Source organism: Mesorhizobium sp. B2-7-1, from assembly GCF_006440735.1.
Taxonomy (GTDB): domain Bacteria; phylum Pseudomonadota; class Alphaproteobacteria; order Rhizobiales; family Rhizobiaceae; genus Mesorhizobium.
In genome coordinates this window covers 56,897-76,483 of record NZ_VFUA01000012.1, presented here as the reverse complement: position 1 = coordinate 76,483, position 19,587 = coordinate 56,897, and the positions used below count along the sequence as shown (strand labels likewise).

Genomic DNA, 19,587 nt, shown 5'->3' with positions numbered 1-19,587 from the left:
AACAACGACCGTACGGCGGATGCCGACAGAATTCCGGCGGCAATTCAGCCAGATAACCGCCATCATGATCAATGGCTTACGAAAGAATCCTGGCTTTTAGAACGGAGTGCCCGCCGCCTCGGCAGCTACTCGGCCGCCAGCTTGCGTCGGGCAAGGCTGACCTCGTCCAGCGGGAGCTCCGGCTCGTCATGGCCTTCTCCGTGTCCACGGAACGAGCTCAGCCAATGCGAAAGACCGTCGAGGTAGAGATAGATCACCGGCGTGGTGAAGAGCGTCAGCGCCTGGCTGACGAGCAGTCCGCCGAACATCGTGTAGCCGAGCGGCTGGCGGATCTCCGCCCCGGTGCCGTTCTCCAGCATCAGCGGCAGTGCGCCGAGCATCGAGACCATGGTGGTCATCATGATGGGCCGGAACCTGAGCAGGCAGGCCTGGCGGATCGATTCCAGGGAACTCAGATGCTGGTCCCGTTCGGCCGCGATGGCGAAGTCGACCATCATGATGCCGTTCTTCTTCACGATGCCGATGAGCAGGATGACGCCGATCAGGCCGATCAGGTTGAACTCCATGTGGAAGACCAGCAGCGTGCCGAGCGCGCCAAGCCCGGCCGAGGGCAGGGTGGACAGAATGGTCAGCGGGTGAATGTAGCTTTCGTAGAGGATGCCGAGGATCAAATAGACCACGACCAAGGCGCCGAGGATGAGCACCGGCACCGATGACAGCGACTGCTGGAAGGCCTGCGCCGTTCCGGTGTAATTGGTCTGGATGGTCGCGGGCAACCCCATCTGAGCAGCGGTCCGGTCGATCGCGGCAGTGGCTTGGCCGAGCGCCACGCCGGGCGCCAGGTTGAAGCTGATCGTCACCGACGGGAACTGGCCTTCATGGTTGATGACCAGCGGCTGCACCGGCTTCGTCGTCCATTTGGCGATGGCCGAAAGCGGCACCTGCGAACCGCTCGACGTGGTCAGATAGATCTGGTCGAGCGCCCTGAGGTTTCCGCGCAGCGACGGCAGCACCTCGAGGATCACGTCATAGGTTGAAAGCTGCGTGAAGTATTGTGCGATCTGGCGCTGGCCGAAGGCGTCGTTGAGCGTGTTGTCGACGTCGTTCGCCGTCAGGCCATAGCGGGCCGCCTGGTCGCGGTCGACCTGCAATGTGAGCGTCGTGCCGGAACTCATCTGGTCGGTCGAGACGTCCCGCAATTCGCGCAGGCGCTGCAAAGCCGTCAACAGCTTGGGTGCCCAGCCATCCAGCGAGTCCAGATCGCTGCTCTCCAGCACATACTGGTATTGCGAGGCGGAGAGCTTGCCGCCGACGCGCACGTCCTGCGAAGCCTGCATGAACAGGCGCGCGCCCTGGACGGCCGACAGCTTCGGCTGCAATCGCCGGATGATCTGGTCGGCCGAAGCGTCGCGCTCGTCGCGCGGCTTCAGCTGGATGAACATGCGGCCGGTGTTCTGCGTGTTGCCGCTGCCGCCGGTCGATGCCGCGAAATGCGCCACCGCCGGATCCTTGGAGACGATCCCGGCGAACTGCGCCATGTAGGACTGCATCTGGCCGGTGGAGACATCCTGGCCGGCGATCACCTGGCCGAAGATCAGGCCGGTGTCCTGCTGCGGGAAGAACCCGCTCGGGACGAGGGTGAAGAAATAGCCGGTCAGCCCGACGCAGGTCAGGAACGCCAGAAGCGTGATGAAGCGATGCCTGAGCGCCCGGTCGAGGCCGCGCTCATAGGCGCGCAGCATGCCATCGAAGACGCTTTCGCTCCAGCGGTAGAGCCTGCCGTGATGCTCCTCGGCCGCCGGCTTGATGAAGCGCGAGGCGAGCATCGGGGTCAGGGTCAGCGAAACGCAGGCCGAGACCAGGATTGTCATCGCCAGCGTGACGGCGAACTCCTTGAACAGGCGGCCGATGATGCCGCTCATCAGGAGCAGCGGGATCAGCACCGCCACCAGCGAAATCGAGATCGACATGATGGTGAAGCCGATCTCGCTAGCGCCGCGGATCGCGGCCTGCATCGGCTTCTCGCCGTGCTCGATGTAGCGGACGATGTTTTCCAGCATGACGATGGCGTCGTCGACGACGAAGCCGATGGAAATCGTCAAGGCCATCAGCGACAGATTGTCGATCGAATAGCCGGCGGACCACATCAGGCCGCAGGTGCCAAGCAGTGCCAGCGGCACGGTGAAGGCGGGGATGGCCGTTGCCCAGACATTGCGCAGAAACAGGAAGATCACCATCACGACCAGCCCGATGGTGAGCAGCAGCGTGAACTGCACGTCCGCCACCGAAGCGCGGATGGTCTGGGTGCGGTCGGAAAGAACCTGCAGCTTGAGCGACGCCGGCATCGAGGCGGTCAGCATCGGCAGCTCGGCCTTGATCTTGTCGACCGTGTCGATGATGTTGGCGCCCGGCTCCTTGAAGATGACAAGCACGACGCCGCGCGTCGTGTCGGCCCAGCCGGCCTGGGTGTAGTCCTGCGCGTCGAGCACCGCCCGGCCGACATCCTTGACCCGCACCGGCGCACCGTCGCGATAGGCGATGATGGCGTTGTTCCAGTCGTCGGCGGCGGTCATCTGGTCGTTGGAGAAGATGGTGAAGGAGCGCACTTCGCCCTGAATGTTGCCCTTGGGCAGGTCCACGGTGCCGATCGAGAGCGGCGTGCGTACCGCCTCCAGCGACAGGCCCCTTGCCGCTAATTTGGCCGGATCGAGCTGGACGCGGATCGACGGCGTCTGCTGGCCGCCGACCAGGACCTGGCCGACGCCGTCGACATGGCTGATCACCTGCGCAAGCTTGGTGTAGACGTCGTCGCTCAGCGTCGTCAGCGGCAGGTCGGTCGAGCTCGCGCCGATCAGCATGATCGGCGAATCCGTCGGATTGACCTCCCTGTAGGTCGGGGGATTGGGCAGGTTCTTTGGCAATTGCCCGCCGGCGGCATTGATGGCCGACTGCACCAGCCCGGCGGCCGCGGCGATGTCGACGTCGAGAGCGAATTGCAGGGTGATCTGGCTGGAACCGGACAGGCTGCTCGACGTCATCTCGGCGATGCCGGGGATCTGCGCGAACTGCGTCTCGAGCGGCTGGGTCACCGACGACGCTATGGTGATCGGGTCGGCGCCCGGCAGGCTGGTGGACACCTGGATCGTCGGGAAGTCGACGTTGGGCATCGGTGCGACCGGCAGGTTGAGATAAGCGACCACGCCGACGAACAACACGCCGATCATCAACAGCGAGGTGGCGACCGGGTAGCGGATGAAAGGCGTGGAAACACCGATCGCAGCCATCAGCTTGCACCTCCGGAATTGCCTTGCGTCTGTCCGGCGGCGGAAGCCGTGGTGGCGTCGACGCTTGCGCCATCGACCACCCGGTATTGACCGGCAACCACCACCCGCTGCCCAGGATTCAAGCCGTCGGTGACGACCGTCTCGCCGCCGTCCGAAGGGCCTGTCTTGACGGTCTGCCGATGGACCTTGCCGTCGTCGCCGACGACATAGGTGAAGAGCCCGTCAGGACCATGCTGGACGGCTTCGTCCGGCACCACGATCGCGCCGGACATCGTGCCGATGCGTATGCGCGTGCTGACGGAAAGACCCGGCCACAATGCATTGTCCTGGTTCGCGAATGTCGCCTTGAGCGAAATTGTGCCGGAGGCCTGATCGACCTGGTTCTGGACCGCTTCCAGCTTGCCGCTGGCCAGCACGGTCTTCATGTCCGCGCCAAGCGTGTCGATCGGCACGGCGCCGGCCGCGAACACCTTGTTGATGGTTGCGACTTCGTCCTGCGGCTGCGTGAACGAAACGTAGATGGGCTGAAGCTGCACGACCGTGAAAAGCCCGGGACTCTGGCCGGCCTGCACGATGTTGCCCGGATCGATGGTGCGGAAGCTCGTCTTGCCGGCCAGCGGCGCGATGATCCTGGTGAAATCGAGATTGAGTTGCGCCGCCTCAATGGCGGCCTTGTCGCCCTCTATCGTTGCGGCAGTGGTCGTGACCACCGCCTGCTGATTATCGACGTCCTGCTGGGTTTCGAAGGTCTTTTTGAGCAGCGTGGAAAGGCGATTGAGCACGACTTGCGCGTTCTTCAATGTCGCTTCGTCCTCAGCCTGCTTGGCTTTCGCCTGATCGAGCACCGCCTGATAGGGGCGAGGGTCGATCTCGGCGAGCAGGTCGCCCTGCTTGACCATCTGCCCCTGGTCGACCGGAACCTGGTCGACGACGCCGGCGACACGGCTGGAGATGCTGACGCTGTTCAACGGCGTCACCGTGCCGAGCCCGTAGAGGTAAAGGGGGAAATCGGCCTTCCGCACGGTGGCGACGGTGACCGGGACCTTGGGCGCGGGCTGCGCCGACGCAGCGGTCGCCGCTGCCTTTGCCTGGGCATGGTTGCGCCACAGGCCATAGCCGCCGCCAAGCAGGATGAGCGCGGCCAAAAGCACGATGCTGCGAGAGCGCTTCGGCCGGTTGCGAACGGGTTGTCGTGTTGATGAAATGCTCATGGTGCCGTCCATCTGCGGGCCAGAATATCTAGCCGTTTCAGGATGGTTGGAGGTTGGGATCGACCTCGTCGATTGGCGCGACAGTAGTCCTGCCGGCGCTGCGCTGTCAGCTTACAGATCGGTCATGTTGCGCTGCGGCATTCAAGGTTGCGTGAGGCCGTCTTGACCGTACCATCGCGGCAAAATCAAAATTTGTTCATAGCCCGGGCCCGAACCGGAGCGACAATCAATTGCTCAGGCGGGAAACAGGAACGCCGCGCCCGGATCGAAAAACACCGGGCGATGAGACGATGCAACATCCTGCGCGGCAAGCGCTGCGGAGGTCGGCCGGATGTCGATTTCCTGTCCGGCGCTCGTGCGCGCCACAATGCGGCGGCGCTCGCCGTAGAAGGCGACATCGACGATCTCGACCGAAAGTTCCGCATTGTTCGGCGAGCGCTCCAGGCGGAACGCTTCCGGCCTGATCATCAGCCTGGTTTTCTGCCCGGGGGCGAAGCTGCCATTGGCATTAATGCCGGAGACAAGCGCGCCGTCGGCGAGGCGGATGGTGGAAGCGCCGCCCACGGTTTCCAGATGCTCGGCGGCGAGGAAATTCGAGTTGCCGATGAAGCCTGCGACGAAATCGGTGGTGGGCCTCAGGTAAAGGTCCTCGCCGGTGCCGATCTGCTCGATACGGCCATCGCGGAAGAGCGCGATGCGGTCCGACAGATGCAGCGCTTCTTCCTGGTCGTGGGTGACGTAAAGGATGGTGACGCCGGTCTCGCGATGGATGCGACGGATCTCGGCCTGGATCTCCTCGCGCAGCTTCTTGTCGAGCGCCGAGAGCGGCTCGTCCATCAAAAGGATCGGTGGATCGTAGGCAAGCGCCCGGGCAAGCGCGACGCGCTGCTGCTGGCCGCCCGAGAGCGCGGCGGGCAGACGCTCGGCGAAGTTCTCCAGCCGCACCAGGGCGAGCATGTCGGCGACCTTGCGCTTGACCTCGGCCTCGGGCCGGCGGCGAACGCGGAGCGGGAAGGCGACGTTTTCGGCGACGCTCAGATGCGGGAACAGCGTGTAGCGCTGGAAGACCATGCCGATGTTGCGCTTGTGCGAGGGCACCGACAGCAGCGATTTGTCCTGCAGCAAGACATCGCCCGACGTCGGGTCCTGGAAGCCGGCGATGGCGTAGAGCGTGGTCGATTTACCCGAGCCGGACGGTCCGAGGAAGGTCAGGAACTCGCCCTTCGGAATATCCAGCGTCACATCGTGAACGGCGGTGAAGGCGCCGAACGCCTTGCGCAATTTGCGGATCGAGAGAAAGGGCTGGGTCATGTCTGGAGCTTTCGGCGCAAGAGTGCCGTCACGATCATCAGGGCCAGCGTGAGCGCGACCAGCAGGCTGGAGGCGGCGGCGATCACAGGCGTGAGGTCCGAGCGGAGGCTGCCCCAGATCTTGACCGGCAAGGTCTGCAAGGTGGGGCTCGCCATGAAGATCGCCACCACCACCTCGTCCCAGGAGGCCAGGAAGGAAAAGATCGCGGCGGAGAAGATGCCGATGCGGATCGACGGCAGAGTGATGCGAAGCTTGGCCTGGAGCGGGCTCGCGCCGCAGACGATGGCCGCATCCTCGATCGACTTGTCGAAGCCTTCGAGCGCGGTGGCCATCGGGATGATGGCGAAGGGCAGCGCAAGCACGGTGTGAGCGACGACGAAACCGATCGTGGTGCCGCCGAGGCCAAGTCTCAAGAAAAAGGCGTAAATGGCGATGGCGAAGACGACCACCGGCAGCACCATCGGCGTGAGCAGCAGTCCGCGCAGGATCTCGCGGCCTCGGAACTGGCCGCGCACCAGCGCGAAGGAAGCGAGCAGGCCGATGGTGACGGCGAGGATCGCCGTCATCGTGGCGATGCGGGCGCTGGTCAGCGCGGCCTCAATCCAGGACGGATCGGCAAACAGCTCTTGGTACCATTTCAGCGTCCAGCCGGGCGGCGGGAAGGCCAGCCAGCGCGACGAGCCGAAGGAGAGCAGCACGATGAAGACCACGGGCAGCAGCAGGAAGGCGGCGACCAGTGCGGTGAAGGCGAGCAGTGCTGCCTTCAGCCAGCCGAGGCGGTCATAGTCGAGCAGCATCTCAGGCGCCTCCCGTCGTGCGTCTGGCGCCGACAAGGCGCAGCTGCAGCGCATAGAGCGCCATGGTGACGACGAGCAGGATGAAGGCGGCTGCGCTGCCCAGACCCCAGTTGAGCAGCGACTGGATCATCTGCGCGATCATTTCGGCGAGCATCATGTTCGACGTGCCGCCGAGCAAGGCGGGCGTGACGAAATAACCGAGCGACATGACGAAGACCATCAACCCGCCGGCGGCGATGCCGGGCAGCGAGAGCGGCAAAAGGATGCGGCGGAATGCTGCCAGCGGGCTGGCACCACAGAGCGCGGCGGCGCGCAAGGTCATCGGATCGATCGCGCGCAAGGTGCCGACCAGCGGCAGGATCATGAAGGGCAGCATGATGTAGACCATGCCGATGGTGACGCCGGTGAGGTTGTTGATGAGTGGCAGCGGCTGGTCGATGATGCCGGCGCCCATCAGCGCCCGGTTGATGACGCCGGTGCGCTGCAGGAGCACCATCCAGGCATAGGTGCGGGTCAACAGGTTCGTCCACATCGACAGGATGATGATGCCGAACAGGATCGAGGCCAGTACGGGCGGCATGATCGCCAGCATCCAGGCGACCGGGAAGGCGACGAGCACGGTGACGATGGTGACGACGGCGGCGACCAGAAAAGTGTTGAAGAACACCCGCGCATATGTGCCGTCGCCCAGCAGCGCCGCATAATTCTGCAGGCCCGGAGCGGGGTCGGTGACGCTGCGCAGCAACAGCGCCAGTACCGGCACGACGAAAAACAGTCCGATCAGGATCAACGCCGGAAGCAGGCCGCCGAGGCCTGCCGGTATTCGCGGGGTTGCGATTCCTTGCTGTGCTTCCACCGACATGGCGGTATCCCGGATTGCGGATCGGGACGGCCAGCGCCGTTCCGAGTTTTGTCATGAAAGAAAGGGCGTCACTTCGCCTGCCAGGCGTACCAGCGCGTGGCGATCTCGTCGCGATGCTCGGCCCAGTAGTTCATATCGAGATTGATCTGGCTGTCGACATGAGCGTCGGGCAGGCCCTTGACCACATCGGCCGGCATCTCGGCCTTGGCCTTGGTGTTGATCGGCGCGTAGCCGCTCGCCTCGGCGAATTTCGCCTGACCGGTCGGGCTGGTCGCCGCGGCGAGGAATTTCATGGCGGCGTCCTTGTTCTTGGCGCCCTTCGGCACGACAAGCACGTCGGCGGCGGTCAAGTTCTGGTTCCAGGAGACGCCGACATCGGCGCCGTCCTTCTCCAGCGCGAAGACGCGGCCGTTCCAGAGCTGGCCGAAGGCGGCCTCGCCGGAAGCGATCAGCTGCTGCGACTCCGCACCGCCACCCCACCAGACGATGTCGGACTTGATGGTGTCGAGCTTCTTGAAGGCGCGGTCGAGATCAAGCGGATAGAGCTTGTCGGCCGGCACGCCGTCGGCGAGCAGCGCGATCTCGATCACACCCGGCGCCGACCATTTGTAGAAGGTGCGCTTTCCGGGAAATTTCTTGGTGTCGAACATGTCGGCCCAGCTTGCCGGCTCGCCGGAGACGGCGCTTTTGTTCCAGGCGAGCACGAAGGAATAATAGAAGCTGCCGACGGCATTCTCGTTCGAGAAGCGCGGGTCGAGATCGTCCTTCGGCACGACGGCGAAGTCGATCGGCTCGAGCAGGCCGTCCTTGGCCGCCTTGATGGCGAAGTCCATCTCGACGTCGACGACGTCCCAGGTGACGTTCTTGGCGTCGACCATGGCTTTCAGCTTGCCGTAATCGGTCGGACCGTCCTGCAGCACCTTGATGCCCGACGAGGCGGAGAACGGCTCAGCCCAGGACTTGGTCTGGGCCTCCTGCGTCGTTCCACCCCAGCTGGTGAACACCATCTCGTCGGCCTTGGCGGCGGTGGTCGCCATCAACCCGGCAAGGATGCCGGCGAAAATCAGTTTCATGTCATTCTCCTCTGATTGGTTGTTCCGTTTCTTGTTCTTGTCAGTCCAACCTTCGCCACGCCGTTTCAGCGCATGACGAAGGGATCGGGGATCGGGTCGTCCGAGGTGCGGATCCACACCGATTTCGAGCGCGTGTAGTCGCGGATCGCATCGAGGCCGCCTTCGCGGCCGAGACCGGAAAGGCCATAGCCGCCGAAGGGAACCAGCGGCGAGACGGCGCGGTAGGTGTTGACCCAGACGACGCCCGCATGGATGCCGCGCGCCATGCGATGCGCCTTGGCGAGATTCAAGGTGAAGACGCCGGAAGCGAGCCCGAATTGCGTGTCGTTAGCCAAAGCCAGCGCCTCGGCCTCGCTGCCGAAGGCGATTGCGCTCAGCACCGGTCCGAACAGCTCTTCGCGCACGCAGGCGAGCGTCTGATCCCGCGCCTCGATGATCGTCGGCGCGTAGTAGTATCCGTTTGCCTTGTCCTTAGGCCGCGCGCCGCCGGTGACCAGCCGCCCACCCGTCGCCAGGCTTTGCGCGACGATCGCCTCGATCCTTTCGCGCTGGCGCGCCGTCGCCAGCGGGCCCATCTCGGTCGCCGGGTCCTGCGGGTCGCCGATGACGATGGCCTCGGCCTTGCGTTTCAGCCGCGCAAGGAAATCGTCCTTGACCGAACGCTCGACCAAAAGCCGCGAGCCGGCGACGCAGCTCTGGCCGGTCGCCGCGAAGATGCCGGCGACAACGGCGTTGGCGGCGCTGTCGAGATCGGCGTCGGCGAAGACGACGACCGGGCTTTTGCCGCCGAGCTCGAGCGTCGTGTAGGCGAGGTTCTCGGCCGTGTTGGCCACGATCCGCCGGGCGGTCGCCGGACCGCCGGTGAAGGCGACGCGGGCGACCAGCGGATGGCTGGTCAGGCGATGCCCGCAATCATGGCCGAAGCCGGTAATGATGTTGACGCTGCCGGCTGGAAAGCCGGCTTCGCTAACCAACTCGGCGAAAGCGAGCAGCGGCGCCGGGCCATCCTCGGACGCCTTGAGCACGACGGTGCAGCCGGCGGCCAGCGCCGGACCGAGCTTGACCGCCGACAGGAAGAGCTGCGAGTTCCACGGCACGACGGCGGCGACGACGCCGATCGGCTCGGGCCGTACCGTCACTTCCATGTCGGGCTTGTCGATCGGGATGAAGGCGCCTTCGTGCTTGTCGGCCAGCCCGCCATAATAGCGGTAATAGTCGCCGACATAGGCGATCTGGGCGCGCGTCTCGCGGATGATCTTGCCGGTGTCGCGCGTTTCCAATTCGGCCAGCCGGCCGGCATTGGCGGCGACGAGATCGCCAAGCTTCACCAGCAGTTTTCCGCGCGCGGTCGCGGTCATCGCGGCCCAGGGGCCGGAACGCAGCGCCCGGTGCGCGGCCTCCACGGCGCGGTCGGTATCGGCAATGGACGCGGCCGGCATCGCCGCCCAGGGCAAGCCTGTCGACGGATCGATACTGTCGAAGGTGGAAGTGGGCTCAGTGAACTGGCCGTCTATGTAGTTTCTGAAGGCGGTGCTGCTCATCGCGACCCTGCCTCCTGGAAGGCCGGCATCACCTTATCGATGAACAGCTGCAGCGATTTCTTCTTGCGCTCATGCGAGAGACCGCTGTCGATCCAGATCGAGTACTGGTCGTAGCCCTGCGCCTCGTAGGTCTTCAGCCTGGCGATCACCTCGTCGGCCTCGCCGATGACGAGGTTCTGCCGGATCTTGTCGGGCGCGTATTGCGGCATCGCCGCGATCTCGTTCTCGGTCAGTGGCTCAAGCACGCCCTGGCGCACAGGCTTCTTGTTCTGGAACCAGGCGCCGAACTGGCAGTAGAATTGCGACAGGTCCTGCGTCAGCCGTTCGGCGTCGGCGGCGTCCTCTGCGACGAAGGTGTGCATCAAGAGCATGATTTCCGGCCGCGCGATGTCCGGATGGGCCTGGCAGGCGGCGTTGAAGCGCTCCATCAGGCTCGCCACTTCGCCATCGCCGGAGGCAAGCGGCGTCACCTGCACCTGGCATTTGTTGGCGACCGCGAAATCGTGCGAGTTCGGATCGCGCGCGGCCACCCAGATCGGCGGGTAGGGTTTTTGCGAAGGCTTCGGCGAGGATGTGGTCGGCGGGAATTGCCAGAATTCGCCAGTGTGCTCGTAGTCGCCGTCCCAGAGGCCACGGATGGCCGGGATGATCTCGCGCATGCGCTGGCCGGCGCCCCAGGCATCAAGCCCCGGAAAGACACGCTGATACTCATAGCTGTAGGCGCCGCGCGCGATGCCCAGGTCCAGCCTGCCGCCGGTGATGACATCGGCCATCGCCGCTTCGCCGGCGAGTTTGATCGGATGCCAGAAGGGCGCGATGATCGTGCCGGTGCCGAGCCGGATGGTTTTCGTCTTCGCGGCGAGATAGGCGATGTTGATGAACGGGTTCGGCGAGATGGTGAATTCCATCCCGTGATGCTCGCCGATCCAGGCCGTCTCGAAATCTGCCGCTTCCGCCAGCAGCACGAGTTCTTCCAGTTCCGCCACCAATTCGGAATGCGGCTTGGCGAGATCCGAGCGCTCCATATGGACGAAAAGCGAAAACTTCATCAGTCTCTCACCGCTGGCCGGAATGGATTGGGTCGGAATGGATTGGCGACGACGGCGCCGGCCTGGCGAGCGGCCGGACCTCGCCTTCGACCTCGTTGCCGACATAGACGCCGAACGTGTCCTCGGCGCGCTCGCGCGCGTAGCGGGTGAGCATCGAACGCACTGCCGGGTCGGCGATCTTCAGTTCGGCAATGCGTTCGATCTCGACAAAGCGGATCTGGCCGTCGCCGGAGACAGGGGCATCCACCGTCCCGCGATAATAGACGTGGGTGCGCGCGGCATCCGACGCGTCGTCCCAAACCGCGTAGAGGAAGCCGAGATCGGCCTCGATCGCCCTGGCGGCGAGTTTCCCCCTGAGGCTGCTGGCATCGCTCGCTGCACCGAGGCCCCGGCCGGCCGGCAATTGGTAGGACCCCTCGGCGGTTTCGAAGAAGAGCACGCGACCTTCGTTCTCGAGGATCGCGCCGACCTCGGTGCCGGGCGGGGCGGCCGCCGCGAGTGCCTCCTGGCTCAGACCCGGCGTGACATAGGCGCCGCGGCAGTAGCCGAGTGGCTGCGCTCCATTGTGGCTGAAGTCATGGACACGGCCGATGAGGATCGAATGGTCGCCGGCGTCGACCAGTTGCTCCATGCCGCAATCGAACACCGCGACCGACCCGTCGATCAGCGGATTGCCGGTCTGTCCGGACTGCCAAGCCACGGAGGCGAACTTGTCGGCGGCCTTTGAGGCGAAGATGCCGGACGCCGCTTTCTGGGCTTCCGCCAGGATGTTGATGGCGAAGCCTCTCGAGGTCGAGAAGGCCTGATGCCCCAGCGCCTTCTTGGCGATGCAGACCAGCACCAGCGGCGGATCGAGCGAGACCGAGGTGAAGGAGTTGGCGGTGAAGCCGCGCGCATCGCCGGTCTCGTCGATCGTGGTGACGATGGTGACGCCGGTCAGGAAGGAGCCCAGCGCGCGCCGGAACTCCATGGCGTCGAATGCGGGGGCGTCGGATGAGGGATCGACTTTCGCCGCCTGAGGCTGAACAGCCGCGACCTGGTCGAGAAAGGCCGTGATGCGCTGAGTCACCTTTTGCGGCGAAGCGATTGTCATCATGTGCTTTTCGCCGGCGAGCACCAGGCATTGCCCGGTCGGCGCGAGCCGCGCCATCGCCGCCGACATGGCGGGGGTCGAGTTGCGATCTTCCGAGCCGGTCATGAACAGTGCCGGTGCCACGAGGTCGGCGAGGTGATCGGCGTGCGCGGTATCGGCGCTGGCAAAGAGGCGATAGGTGCGGGCATAGCCCTCGGCGTCGACGCTTTCGAGCGCCGCGCGGGCCGTCGCGGCCGCATCCGAAAGAGCCGGCGGAATCGGATTGCCGAACCAGCGTGCGATCGTCGCGGCGATGGCCGCCGGATCGCCAGGGCCGCCGAGCGCCGCCGCCCGTTCGCGCACCGCTTGCGCGAGCTCGGGCGGACGCCGGAAGACGGCGTTGAGGCATACGACGGCGCCGACGCGAGCGGGCGCGCGAAGCGCGATTTCCTGCGCAACCAGCGCACCCATCGAGTGGCCGATGAGGGCGACGCGATCCAGGCCAAGATGATCAAGCAGGCGGATCGCCTGACCGGCGAAGTCGGAGAGGTCGGCGTCCTCCGGAGGCAAAGGCGAAGCGCCGTGGCCGAGCATGTCAATGGCGATGACGTCGAAGCGGTCCTGCATGGCGGCGATCTGCGGCTGCCAGATCGCGGCGTCCATGCCGACGCCGTGGATGAGCAGCACCGGCGCGCCCGAACCGGCGCGGATGAACCCGGTGCCGTCGGGAGCCTTGCTGCGGATCATCGTGGCGTCAGCCATGCAGGTCTCCGAACTGCTTCAGATCCTGGTAGCGGTCGCCGATGCGGTGATGCGGGCGGCCGCCGATCGAAGCGCCGAGCGCCACCACCAGCTCGTCGGGCGCAGGGGCGTCGCCGATCTGGAAATGCACGGTCAGGTAATGCGAGCGGCGGCCTTCGTCGTTCTTGTCCATCAACGGGATCATGATCGGGGTGTTCGGACCGCCGCGCAGATTGGTGAAGGCGAGGTAGGTCTTGGCGCCGACGGCGCGGCGATAATGGTTGCCGAAATGCAGCGTGTGGATCAGCGCCGACGCATGCTCGACCTCGCCCGACGTGCCGCAGATGGCCGCCTTGCCATAGCCTTCGATGGCTTCGCCGGAGCCCGCGATACCGATGATCTCGTTGGTCAGCGTTTCGCCAAGTACCGGCGCGAAGGCGCGGATTTCGGGAGAGAGATCCTCGATGAAGCCGCGGCCGGCCCATGGGTTGGTGAGCACCGCGGCGACGCCGATCAGGCGCAATGGCCTGGGCGCTGCCCTGCCGCCTTCGATCAGCGTGTTCTCGGTATAGGTCACGATCTTGCGAATGGCCGGCTGCATGGAATTCCTCGGGATGAAGCCGCTCGCGACCGCATCGATTTCTATATCGTCTTATGGTATACCATGCTATGGAGTGCCAAGTGCCTTGTCAACCGGTCATGGAATCTGTTTTTGTGACGAGGCCAGGGATTCAGGGAAAAATGGCTGACGACACGCTTCGTATCGACCGCTCCGCCAAGACGTTGAGGACGCTGGCGCTGGAGCGCATGCGCGAGGCGATCATGGATTTCCATTTCCAGCCCGGCGAAAGGCTGGTCGAGCGGCCGCTATGCGATCAGCTCGGGGTCAGCCGTTCGGTCGTGCGCGAGGTATTGCGGCAGCTTGAGACCGAAGGCCTGGTGCAGATGATACCCGGGCATGGGCCGGCCGTAGCGAAGCCCGATCTCGGCCGGACCGACGAGATCTACGAGCTGCGCGCGCTGCTGGAAGGCATCGCGGCGAGGGCCTGCGCCACCTCGGCCACCGACGATCAGATCGCCTTGCTCGATGCGGCGCTGACAAAGCTGCTCGAGGCGTGGGCGTCTGGCGTGCCGGCCGAGGTGATGCGGGCGACGGCGAGCTTCTACGAGGTGCTGTTCGAGGCCGCCGACAAGCGCATCGCCTGGGAGATCGTCACCGGTCTCAATGTCCGCATCAACCAGCTGCGTTCGATGACGATCCTGTCGCAGAACCGCCGCGAGCCGGCGATCGCCGAAATGCACGCGATCATGGATGCGATCCGCTCGCGCAAGCCGGAGGCGGCCGAGGCGGCGGCCCGGCGGCATGTGGAGACCGCCTGGCAAATCGCGCGCCACGCGCTTCGGTTGGGGTCGCTTTAGGCGGCTGTCCTCAGTTCCTGTCGACCGGCTTGGAGCGCATGCGCGACACCGTCTCACGCTCCGCCCGCTTGGAGCGCAGCGGCGGCAGCCCGCGATCGATAAGGTCCATATCCTCCAGCACCATGTCGCCCATCCGCTTGAAGGCGAGGTCGAGCGCGCCGGCGCGATGCGCCGAACGCAGGAAGCCGGGGAGGGCGCGGACGGGATGGTCCGGCGCGAGCGGCTCCTCCGGGAAAACGTCGCTGGCGGCAACGATGTGGCCACTCTTCACGGCCGCCATCAACGCCGGAAAATCGACGACGCCGGCGCGGCTGAGCAGGATGAAGGCGGCGCCCTTGCGCATCTTGGCAAAGGAGTCCGCGCCGAGAAAACCCTGGTTCTCGCTGGTGACCGAAGCGACCACGAAGACGAAATCGCTTTGCGACAGCACCTCGTTCAGCGAGGCCGGCTCGACGCCATTGTCGATCAGGATCGACGGCGGCAGCCACGGATCATAGACCTTGGTGCGGGTGCGAAAGCCGGCCAGCAACCGGTTGAGCGCGCGGCCGAGATCGCCGAAGCCGATGATGCCGACATCGGCGCCGGAGAGAAGCCGCGCGGACTGGTTGCCGTCACCGCCCCACAATTCCTCGCCTTGGCGGAACGCGAGGTCGGCGTCGACGATGTTACGCGCGAGGTTCAGCGCCATGGCGAGGCCGAGCTCCGCTACCGGCTCGGCAAAAACAAGGCCGGTGGTGACGACATGGATGCCGCGCGCGAACAATGTCTCATAAGGCATGTTGTTGAGGAGGTTGGTCTCGACGTTGAAGACGCAGCGCAGCGCCTTCAGCTTTTCCAGCGTCTCAGGCGATATCGGCGGCTGGCCGACGATGTAGCGCGCTTCAGCCAGCACATTCGGCGGCAACTCCGCCACGCCTTCAGGCGTTGTCTCGACGATGCGATATTTTTTGCGAAACAGCGCCAGCTGCGGCGGCGTGAAGATCAGGTCCAGCGTGCGCGGTTCAGGCGCGCTGATCACCAGCGGCAAGGTTTTGTCGGACATGTTGTTCCTCCCGGGCGCGATTGGATCGCGTCAATTACATATTCAAGTCTTACTCCCGATGAAACGATTTACAACTACGAAAAATCGATTTACCGTTACATTAGTGAGGCAGCACGCGGCTGCCAGTCCTCGGGAGGAGGTCAATGACGCAACAGGAAGCCCGACAGCGGCGTCCGTCGATACACGACGTGGCAAGCCATGCCGGCGTGTCCGCGGCCACCGTCTCAAAGGTGCTGGCCGGCGTCACAACCGTGAAGCCTGAAAACGCGCAGCGCGTCCTCGATGCCGTCGAGCGTCTGGGCTACCGCGTCGATCCCCTTGCCTCCGACATGCGCAGGGCAAAGCGCCGCATCATCGGCGCCATCATGCCGGAATTCGAAAGCGAGTTCTTCGGGCAGATGGTCACCGAGTTGGAAGGCCTTGCCGAGCAGCGCGGCTACACACTTGTCGCCGCCTCGAGCCGTGAATCCGAAGCGCGCGAGAAGGAGATCCTCGCCCGCATGCATGACTGGCGCGTTGCGGGCGTGGTGCTTGCGCCGGTGCGCAACGAGCACGGGCCGGCCGCTGCCTTCATGAAAGCCAACGGCATGACCGGCGTGCTGATCGACCGCGTGCTCTCGGACGACGCTTTCGATACGGTATCGGCCGACAGCGCGGCCGCCAGCGCCGAGGTGGCGCGGATGCTGGTCGGCAAGGGGCACAGCCATATCCTGGTCATCGGCCTTGCCGAGCAGGCGGCGACAGTGCGCGCCCGCCTGGAGGGCTTTCGCGCCCAGGCGCTGGCGCTCGATCCATCAGCGCGCATCGACGTCATCACTTCGGAAGTCAGCGTCGAGCCGCTCAGGGCTTCGCTGCGCGATTACTTTGCCAGGGGCGAGCGGCCGACCGCCGTCTATTCACTGCTTTTGAAGGGCACGCTCGTCGCGCTGTCGGAGTTTCGCCGGCGTGGCTGGCATTGCCCGAACGACATCTCGCTGGTCGGCTTCGACGATGCCGAATGGATGCAGGTGACGTGGCCGGCGATCGCGGCCGTGGTGCAGCCGGTGCGCCACATCGCCAGCGAGGCGATGAACCTCTTGTTTCGCAGGGTCGAGGGCGCCGTGGGACCACCCACGGCGCGGCTCGAGCCCTGCCAGGTGTTGATGCGGGAATCCGTTGGCTCGCCAGGCAGCGGCCCGCATTCCGGGGGAGGAGACCGACAACAGCCCCCATTGTCGTGAACGAAAGTTAGCGCCGGCCCTGGCCGAGGCATCCGGCGCCCAAGGATCAAACGGAGGATCGAATGACATCGCATTTCCTGAAGATAAATCGATTTACCCTGGCCGTGGGCGCCGTGCTCGCGTTTTCCGCCGTCGGCGCCGCCAAGGCCGAGGACGGCGAATATGGTGTGCTGATGAAGACGCTGGCCAATCCGTTCTGGGGCGCGATGGCGCAGGGCGTCGCGGACGGCGCCAAAGAAGCTGGCGTCAAGTATTTCCAGCAGGCGGCAGAGAGCGACCAGGCGGCCGAGCCGCAGCTCAACCTGTGCAACACCATGCTCGAGCGCAAGCCGGTGGCGATGATCACCGCCGCCATCAACTCGACGAACCTCCTGCCATGCCTGAAGTCGGCGCAGGACGCCGGCATCAAGATCGTCGACCTCGACAACAATCTCGACCAGGCGGTGCTCGACAAGGAAGGCGTCAAGGTGACCTTCCATATCGGCTCCGACAACATCGCCGCCGGCGCGCAGGGCGCGGAATATCTCGCCAACAAGCTCGGCAAGGACGCCAAGGGTCCGGTGCTGGTGATCGAGGGCCTTTCGGGCAACATCACCGGCGAGAAGCGCGCCAAGGGCTTCGCCGACAAGCTGAAGGAACTGGCGCCGGGGCTCGAAATCGTCGCCTCGCTGCCCGGCGACTGGGATCGCGGCAAGGCCGCCTCGATCGCCACCGATACGCTGACCGCGCATCCAGATCTCGTCGCCATCTTCTGCGCCAATGACGGCATGGCGCTCGGCGCGGTGGAATCGGTCTACGCGGCCGGCAAAGGTCCGCAGGTGACGATCATCGGCGTCGACGGCAATTCGGACGCGGTGAAGTCGATCAAGGAAGGCCGCCTCAACGCCTCGGTGGCGCAGCTTCCCTATCTGGTCGGCAAGCAGGCGGTCGAGAACGTCAAGAAGGCGCTGGCCGGCGAGAAGGTCGAGGACAGCATCGCCGTGCCGACTTTGGTGCTGACCAAGGACGTGATCGATGCCGGCAAGGAACCGATGCTGCAATATGTGAAGTGAGGAAGGAAGGGAGTAGGGGAGTAAGGCAGTAGGGGAGTAGGGAGAAATGATGGTTTGCGCTTCTCCAACCGGTCTCCCCCACCTTCCTTGCCTTCCCTACTCCCCTACTGCCTTACTCCCCTATTCCCCTACCCGAAGGGTGGAAAAATGGCTTCCGAAACGACGCAGCCCGGCTTCTGGGCTCGGGTGCAGCGCGCATCCGTCGAAAGGCTCCACATCAGGCTGGAGTCGCTGGTGGTGCTTCTGGCGCTGAGCACGGCGATGGCGCTCCTGTCGCCCTATTTCCTGTCGCTCAGCAATTTCCTCAACATCCTGCTCGCGACCTCGACGATCGGCGTGCTGGCGATAGCCGCAACTTTCGTCATCGGCTCGGGCGGGCTCGATCTGTCGCTCGGTTCGGTGATGGGCCTTGCCGGCGTGGCCGGCGCCTTCGTCGCGGTCAATCTCGGTTGGCCGTCAGTGCTGGCGGTGATCGCCTGCATCCTGGCCGGTGGGATCGCCGGCAACATCAACGGGCAGCTGGTCACCCGCGCCTTCGTGCCGGCCTTCATCGTCACGCTCGGCATGCTGGGCCTGGCGCGCGGGTTGGCGCTGGTCATCTCGCAGGGCAGGGCGATCTACGGCCTGCCGCCTGAGATCGTCTATATCGGCCAGGGCAGGCCATTCGGCATTCCGATGCCGGTCATCATACTCGTGGTCACCGCGATCGTCGCGCATGCGGTGCTTGCCTATACGCGCTTCGGCCGCCACACGCTGGCGCTGGGCGACAGCGAGGGTGCGGCGCGCGCGGCCGGCATCCGCGTCGAGCATCACCGCCGTATTATCTACACGCTCTCCGGCGCGTTGGCCGGGCTCGCGGGCCTGCTCTTTACCGCCCGGGTCAACGCCGGCGATCCGACCGCCGGCATCAACTACGAGCTCACCGCCATCACGGCGGCGATCATCGGCGGCACCAACCTCTTCGGCGGCCGCGCCTCGATCCTCGGCACGATGATCGGCGCGCTGATCATGGGCGTCCTGCAGAACGGGCTGACGCTGCTTGCGGTGCAGTCCTATTACCAGCAGATGGCAATCGGCGCGGTGCTGATCCTCGCGGTCTTTATCGACCAGTACCAGGTGCGGAAGGAGTCGCGCGTATGACCTTGCTTTCGCTTCGTGGCATTCGCAAAAGCTTCGGCGCGGTCGACGTTTTGCATGGCGTCGATCTGTCTGTGGCGGCCGGCGAGGTGGTGGGGCTGGTCGGCGACAATGGCGCCGGCAAGTCGACGCTGATGAAGACCATCACCGGCATCTACCGGGCCGACACCGGCTCGATCGAATTCGACGGCAAGGACATCCTGGCACTGGATCCAGGCCAACGTCGGCGCCTTGGCATCGAGATGATCTACCAGGATCTGTCTTTGGCCAAGCAGCAGGACGTGGCCTCCAACATCTTCCTCGGACGCGAGCCGACGAAGCGGCTGTTCGGCCTGTTCCCCGGCTTCGTCGACAAAGGCGAGATGGACCGCCAGGCCGCCAGGATGATCGAGCGGCTGGGCGCGCACCTGCCGTCGATAAACCGGTCGGTCGGTTCGTTCTCCGGCGGCCAGCAGCAGACGGTCGCGATCGCGCGTGCGCTGACCTTCAACCCGAAGCTCGTCATCATGGACGAGCCGACGGCGGCGCTTGCGGTGCGCGAGGTGCAGAGCGTGCTCGACCTCATCCGGCGGCTCAGGTCGGAAGGTATCGCCGTCATCCTGATCTCGCACCGGCTGAACGACGTGCTGTCGGTCACCGACCGCATCGTCGTGCTACGTCACGGCAGGGCGGATGCCGATCTCGTCACCGCCAACACCAATATGAACGAAGTCGTCAGCCGCATTGTCGGCGGCGGCGATACGGCCGCAGCGGCGGCGCATGAAGAACGAGGCTGA

At 65.0% G+C, this 19,587-nt stretch carries 16 protein-coding genes; 5 read left to right on the top strand and 11 right to left on the bottom strand.

From position 1 onward, the window contains the following. Positions 1–125: 125 nt before the first annotated feature. The 10 genes from FJ471_RS07575 to FJ471_RS07530 all read right to left on the bottom strand — a co-directional run bounded on the left by FJ471_RS07575 (position 126) and on the right by FJ471_RS07530 (position 13,542). Positions 126–3,284, bottom strand: coding sequence for an efflux RND transporter permease subunit (locus tag FJ471_RS07575; protein WP_140802548.1), 3,159 nt, complete (start codon positions 3,282–3,284; stop codon positions 126–128). Then, positions 3,284–4,495 carry an efflux RND transporter periplasmic adaptor subunit gene (locus tag FJ471_RS07570; protein ID WP_140802547.1) on the bottom strand — a complete coding sequence of 404 codons (1,212 nt, stop codon included), beginning with the start codon at positions 4,493–4,495 and terminating at the stop codon, positions 3,284–3,286. Before FJ471_RS07570 ends, FJ471_RS07575 begins: the two co-directional genes overlap by 1 nt. 234 nt (positions 4,496–4,729) lie before the next feature. Beyond that, positions 4,730–5,806, bottom strand: a complete 1,077-nt coding sequence (locus FJ471_RS07565; protein WP_140802546.1) for an ABC transporter ATP-binding protein — start codon at positions 5,804–5,806, stop codon at positions 4,730–4,732. After that, positions 5,803–6,603: an ABC transporter permease gene (locus tag FJ471_RS07560; RefSeq protein ID WP_140802545.1), complete on the bottom strand. Its 801-nt coding sequence runs from the start codon at positions 6,601–6,603 to the stop codon at positions 5,803–5,805. The genes FJ471_RS07565 and FJ471_RS07560 overlap by 4 nt, the downstream gene beginning before the upstream one ends. Before the next feature lies 1 nt (position 6,604). After that, positions 6,605–7,465, bottom strand: a complete 861-nt coding sequence (locus tag FJ471_RS07555) for an ABC transporter permease (RefSeq protein ID WP_140802544.1) — start codon at positions 7,463–7,465, stop codon at positions 6,605–6,607. A 68-nt stretch (positions 7,466–7,533) separates the two neighbouring features. Beyond that, the gene (locus FJ471_RS07550) at positions 7,534–8,538 is read right to left on the bottom strand and encodes an ABC transporter substrate-binding protein (RefSeq protein ID WP_140802543.1); all 1,005 of its coding nucleotides are present in this window, start codon (positions 8,536–8,538) and stop codon (positions 7,534–7,536) included. Positions 8,539–8,603: 65 nt separating this feature from the next. Continuing rightward, on the bottom strand, positions 8,604–10,079 hold the full coding sequence (locus tag FJ471_RS07545) for an aldehyde dehydrogenase (RefSeq protein WP_140802542.1): 1,476 nt from the start codon (positions 10,077–10,079) through the stop codon (positions 8,604–8,606). After that, entirely contained in the window at positions 10,076–11,128 is a 1,053-nt protein-coding gene (locus FJ471_RS07540; protein ID WP_140802541.1) for an LLM class flavin-dependent oxidoreductase, read from the bottom strand. The genes FJ471_RS07545 and FJ471_RS07540 overlap by 4 nt, the downstream gene beginning before the upstream one ends. Positions 11,129–11,135: 7 nt before the next feature. Continuing rightward, positions 11,136–12,962, bottom strand: a complete 1,827-nt coding sequence (locus tag FJ471_RS35520; RefSeq protein ID WP_140802540.1) for an alpha/beta fold hydrolase — start codon at positions 12,960–12,962, stop codon at positions 11,136–11,138. Next, on the bottom strand, positions 12,955–13,542 hold the full coding sequence (locus FJ471_RS07530) for an amino acid synthesis family protein (RefSeq protein ID WP_140802539.1): 588 nt from the start codon (positions 13,540–13,542) through the stop codon (positions 12,955–12,957). The genes FJ471_RS35520 and FJ471_RS07530 overlap by 8 nt, the downstream gene beginning before the upstream one ends. A gap of 140 nt (positions 13,543–13,682) precedes the next feature. On the opposite strand from FJ471_RS07530, the gene FJ471_RS07525 reads away from it, so the two are divergent. Next, a complete protein-coding gene (locus FJ471_RS07525) occupies positions 13,683–14,360 on the top strand; it encodes a GntR family transcriptional regulator (RefSeq protein ID WP_140802538.1) in 678 nt (225 codons plus the stop codon). A 10-nt stretch (positions 14,361–14,370) separates the two neighbouring features. On the opposite strand, the gene FJ471_RS07520 is transcribed toward FJ471_RS07525, so the two are convergent. Continuing rightward, the gene (locus tag FJ471_RS07520) at positions 14,371–15,402 is read right to left on the bottom strand and encodes a hydroxyacid dehydrogenase (protein ID WP_140802537.1); all 1,032 of its coding nucleotides are present in this window, start codon (positions 15,400–15,402) and stop codon (positions 14,371–14,373) included. 143 nt (positions 15,403–15,545) lie between these two features. Here FJ471_RS07520 and FJ471_RS07515 point away from each other — a divergent pair, with 143 nt between their 5' ends. From FJ471_RS07515 to FJ471_RS07500, 4 genes are all read left to right on the top strand, one after another. Then, positions 15,546–16,622 carry a LacI family DNA-binding transcriptional regulator gene (locus tag FJ471_RS07515; RefSeq protein WP_140802536.1) on the top strand — a complete coding sequence of 359 codons (1,077 nt, stop codon included), beginning with the start codon at positions 15,546–15,548 and terminating at the stop codon, positions 16,620–16,622. 62 nt (positions 16,623–16,684) lie between these two features. After that, complete coding sequence (locus tag FJ471_RS07510; protein ID WP_140802535.1) at positions 16,685–17,674, top strand: substrate-binding domain-containing protein; 990 nt, start codon at positions 16,685–16,687, stop codon at positions 17,672–17,674. A gap of 147 nt (positions 17,675–17,821) precedes the next feature. Beyond that, a complete protein-coding gene (locus FJ471_RS07505; protein WP_140802534.1) occupies positions 17,822–18,814 on the top strand; it encodes an ABC transporter permease in 993 nt (330 codons plus the stop codon). Further along, entirely contained in the window at positions 18,811–19,587 is a 777-nt protein-coding gene (locus FJ471_RS07500) for an ATP-binding cassette domain-containing protein (protein WP_140802533.1), read from the top strand. The genes FJ471_RS07505 and FJ471_RS07500 overlap by 4 nt, the downstream gene beginning before the upstream one ends.

What these genes read in the sequence shown, in the direction of transcription:
- FJ471_RS07575 (WP_140802548.1), bottom strand. Translation starts at nt 3,284, where the DNA reads ATGGCTGCGATCGGTGTTTCCACGCCTTTCATCCGCTACCCGGTCGCC.
- FJ471_RS07570 (WP_140802547.1), bottom strand. Translation starts at nt 4,495, where the DNA reads ATGAGCATTTCATCAACACGACAACCCGTTCGCAACCGGCCGAAGCGC.
- FJ471_RS07565 (WP_140802546.1), bottom strand. Translation starts at nt 5,806, where the DNA reads ATGACCCAGCCCTTTCTCTCGATCCGCAAATTGCGCAAGGCGTTCGGC.
- FJ471_RS07560 (WP_140802545.1), bottom strand. Translation starts at nt 6,603, where the DNA reads ATGCTGCTCGACTATGACCGCCTCGGCTGGCTGAAGGCAGCACTGCTC.
- FJ471_RS07555 (WP_140802544.1), bottom strand. Translation starts at nt 7,465, where the DNA reads ATGTCGGTGGAAGCACAGCAAGGAATCGCAACCCCGCGAATACCGGCA.
- FJ471_RS07550 (WP_140802543.1), bottom strand. Translation starts at nt 8,538, where the DNA reads ATGAAACTGATTTTCGCCGGCATCCTTGCCGGGTTGATGGCGACCACC.
- FJ471_RS07545 (WP_140802542.1), bottom strand. Translation starts at nt 10,079, where the DNA reads ATGAGCAGCACCGCCTTCAGAAACTACATAGACGGCCAGTTCACTGAG.
- FJ471_RS07540 (WP_140802541.1), bottom strand. Translation starts at nt 11,128, where the DNA reads ATGAAGTTTTCGCTTTTCGTCCATATGGAGCGCTCGGATCTCGCCAAG.
- FJ471_RS35520 (WP_140802540.1), bottom strand. Translation starts at nt 12,962, where the DNA reads ATGGCTGACGCCACGATGATCCGCAGCAAGGCTCCCGACGGCACCGGG.
- FJ471_RS07530 (WP_140802539.1), bottom strand. Translation starts at nt 13,542, where the DNA reads ATGCAGCCGGCCATTCGCAAGATCGTGACCTATACCGAGAACACGCTG.
- FJ471_RS07525 (WP_140802538.1), top strand. Translation starts at nt 13,683, where the DNA reads ATGGCTGACGACACGCTTCGTATCGACCGCTCCGCCAAGACGTTGAGG.
- FJ471_RS07520 (WP_140802537.1), bottom strand. Translation starts at nt 15,402, where the DNA reads ATGTCCGACAAAACCTTGCCGCTGGTGATCAGCGCGCCTGAACCGCGC.
- FJ471_RS07515 (WP_140802536.1), top strand. Translation starts at nt 15,546, where the DNA reads ATGACGCAACAGGAAGCCCGACAGCGGCGTCCGTCGATACACGACGTG.
- FJ471_RS07510 (WP_140802535.1), top strand. Translation starts at nt 16,685, where the DNA reads ATGACATCGCATTTCCTGAAGATAAATCGATTTACCCTGGCCGTGGGC.
- FJ471_RS07505 (WP_140802534.1), top strand. Translation starts at nt 17,822, where the DNA reads ATGGCTTCCGAAACGACGCAGCCCGGCTTCTGGGCTCGGGTGCAGCGC.
- FJ471_RS07500 (WP_140802533.1), top strand. Translation starts at nt 18,811, where the DNA reads ATGACCTTGCTTTCGCTTCGTGGCATTCGCAAAAGCTTCGGCGCGGTC.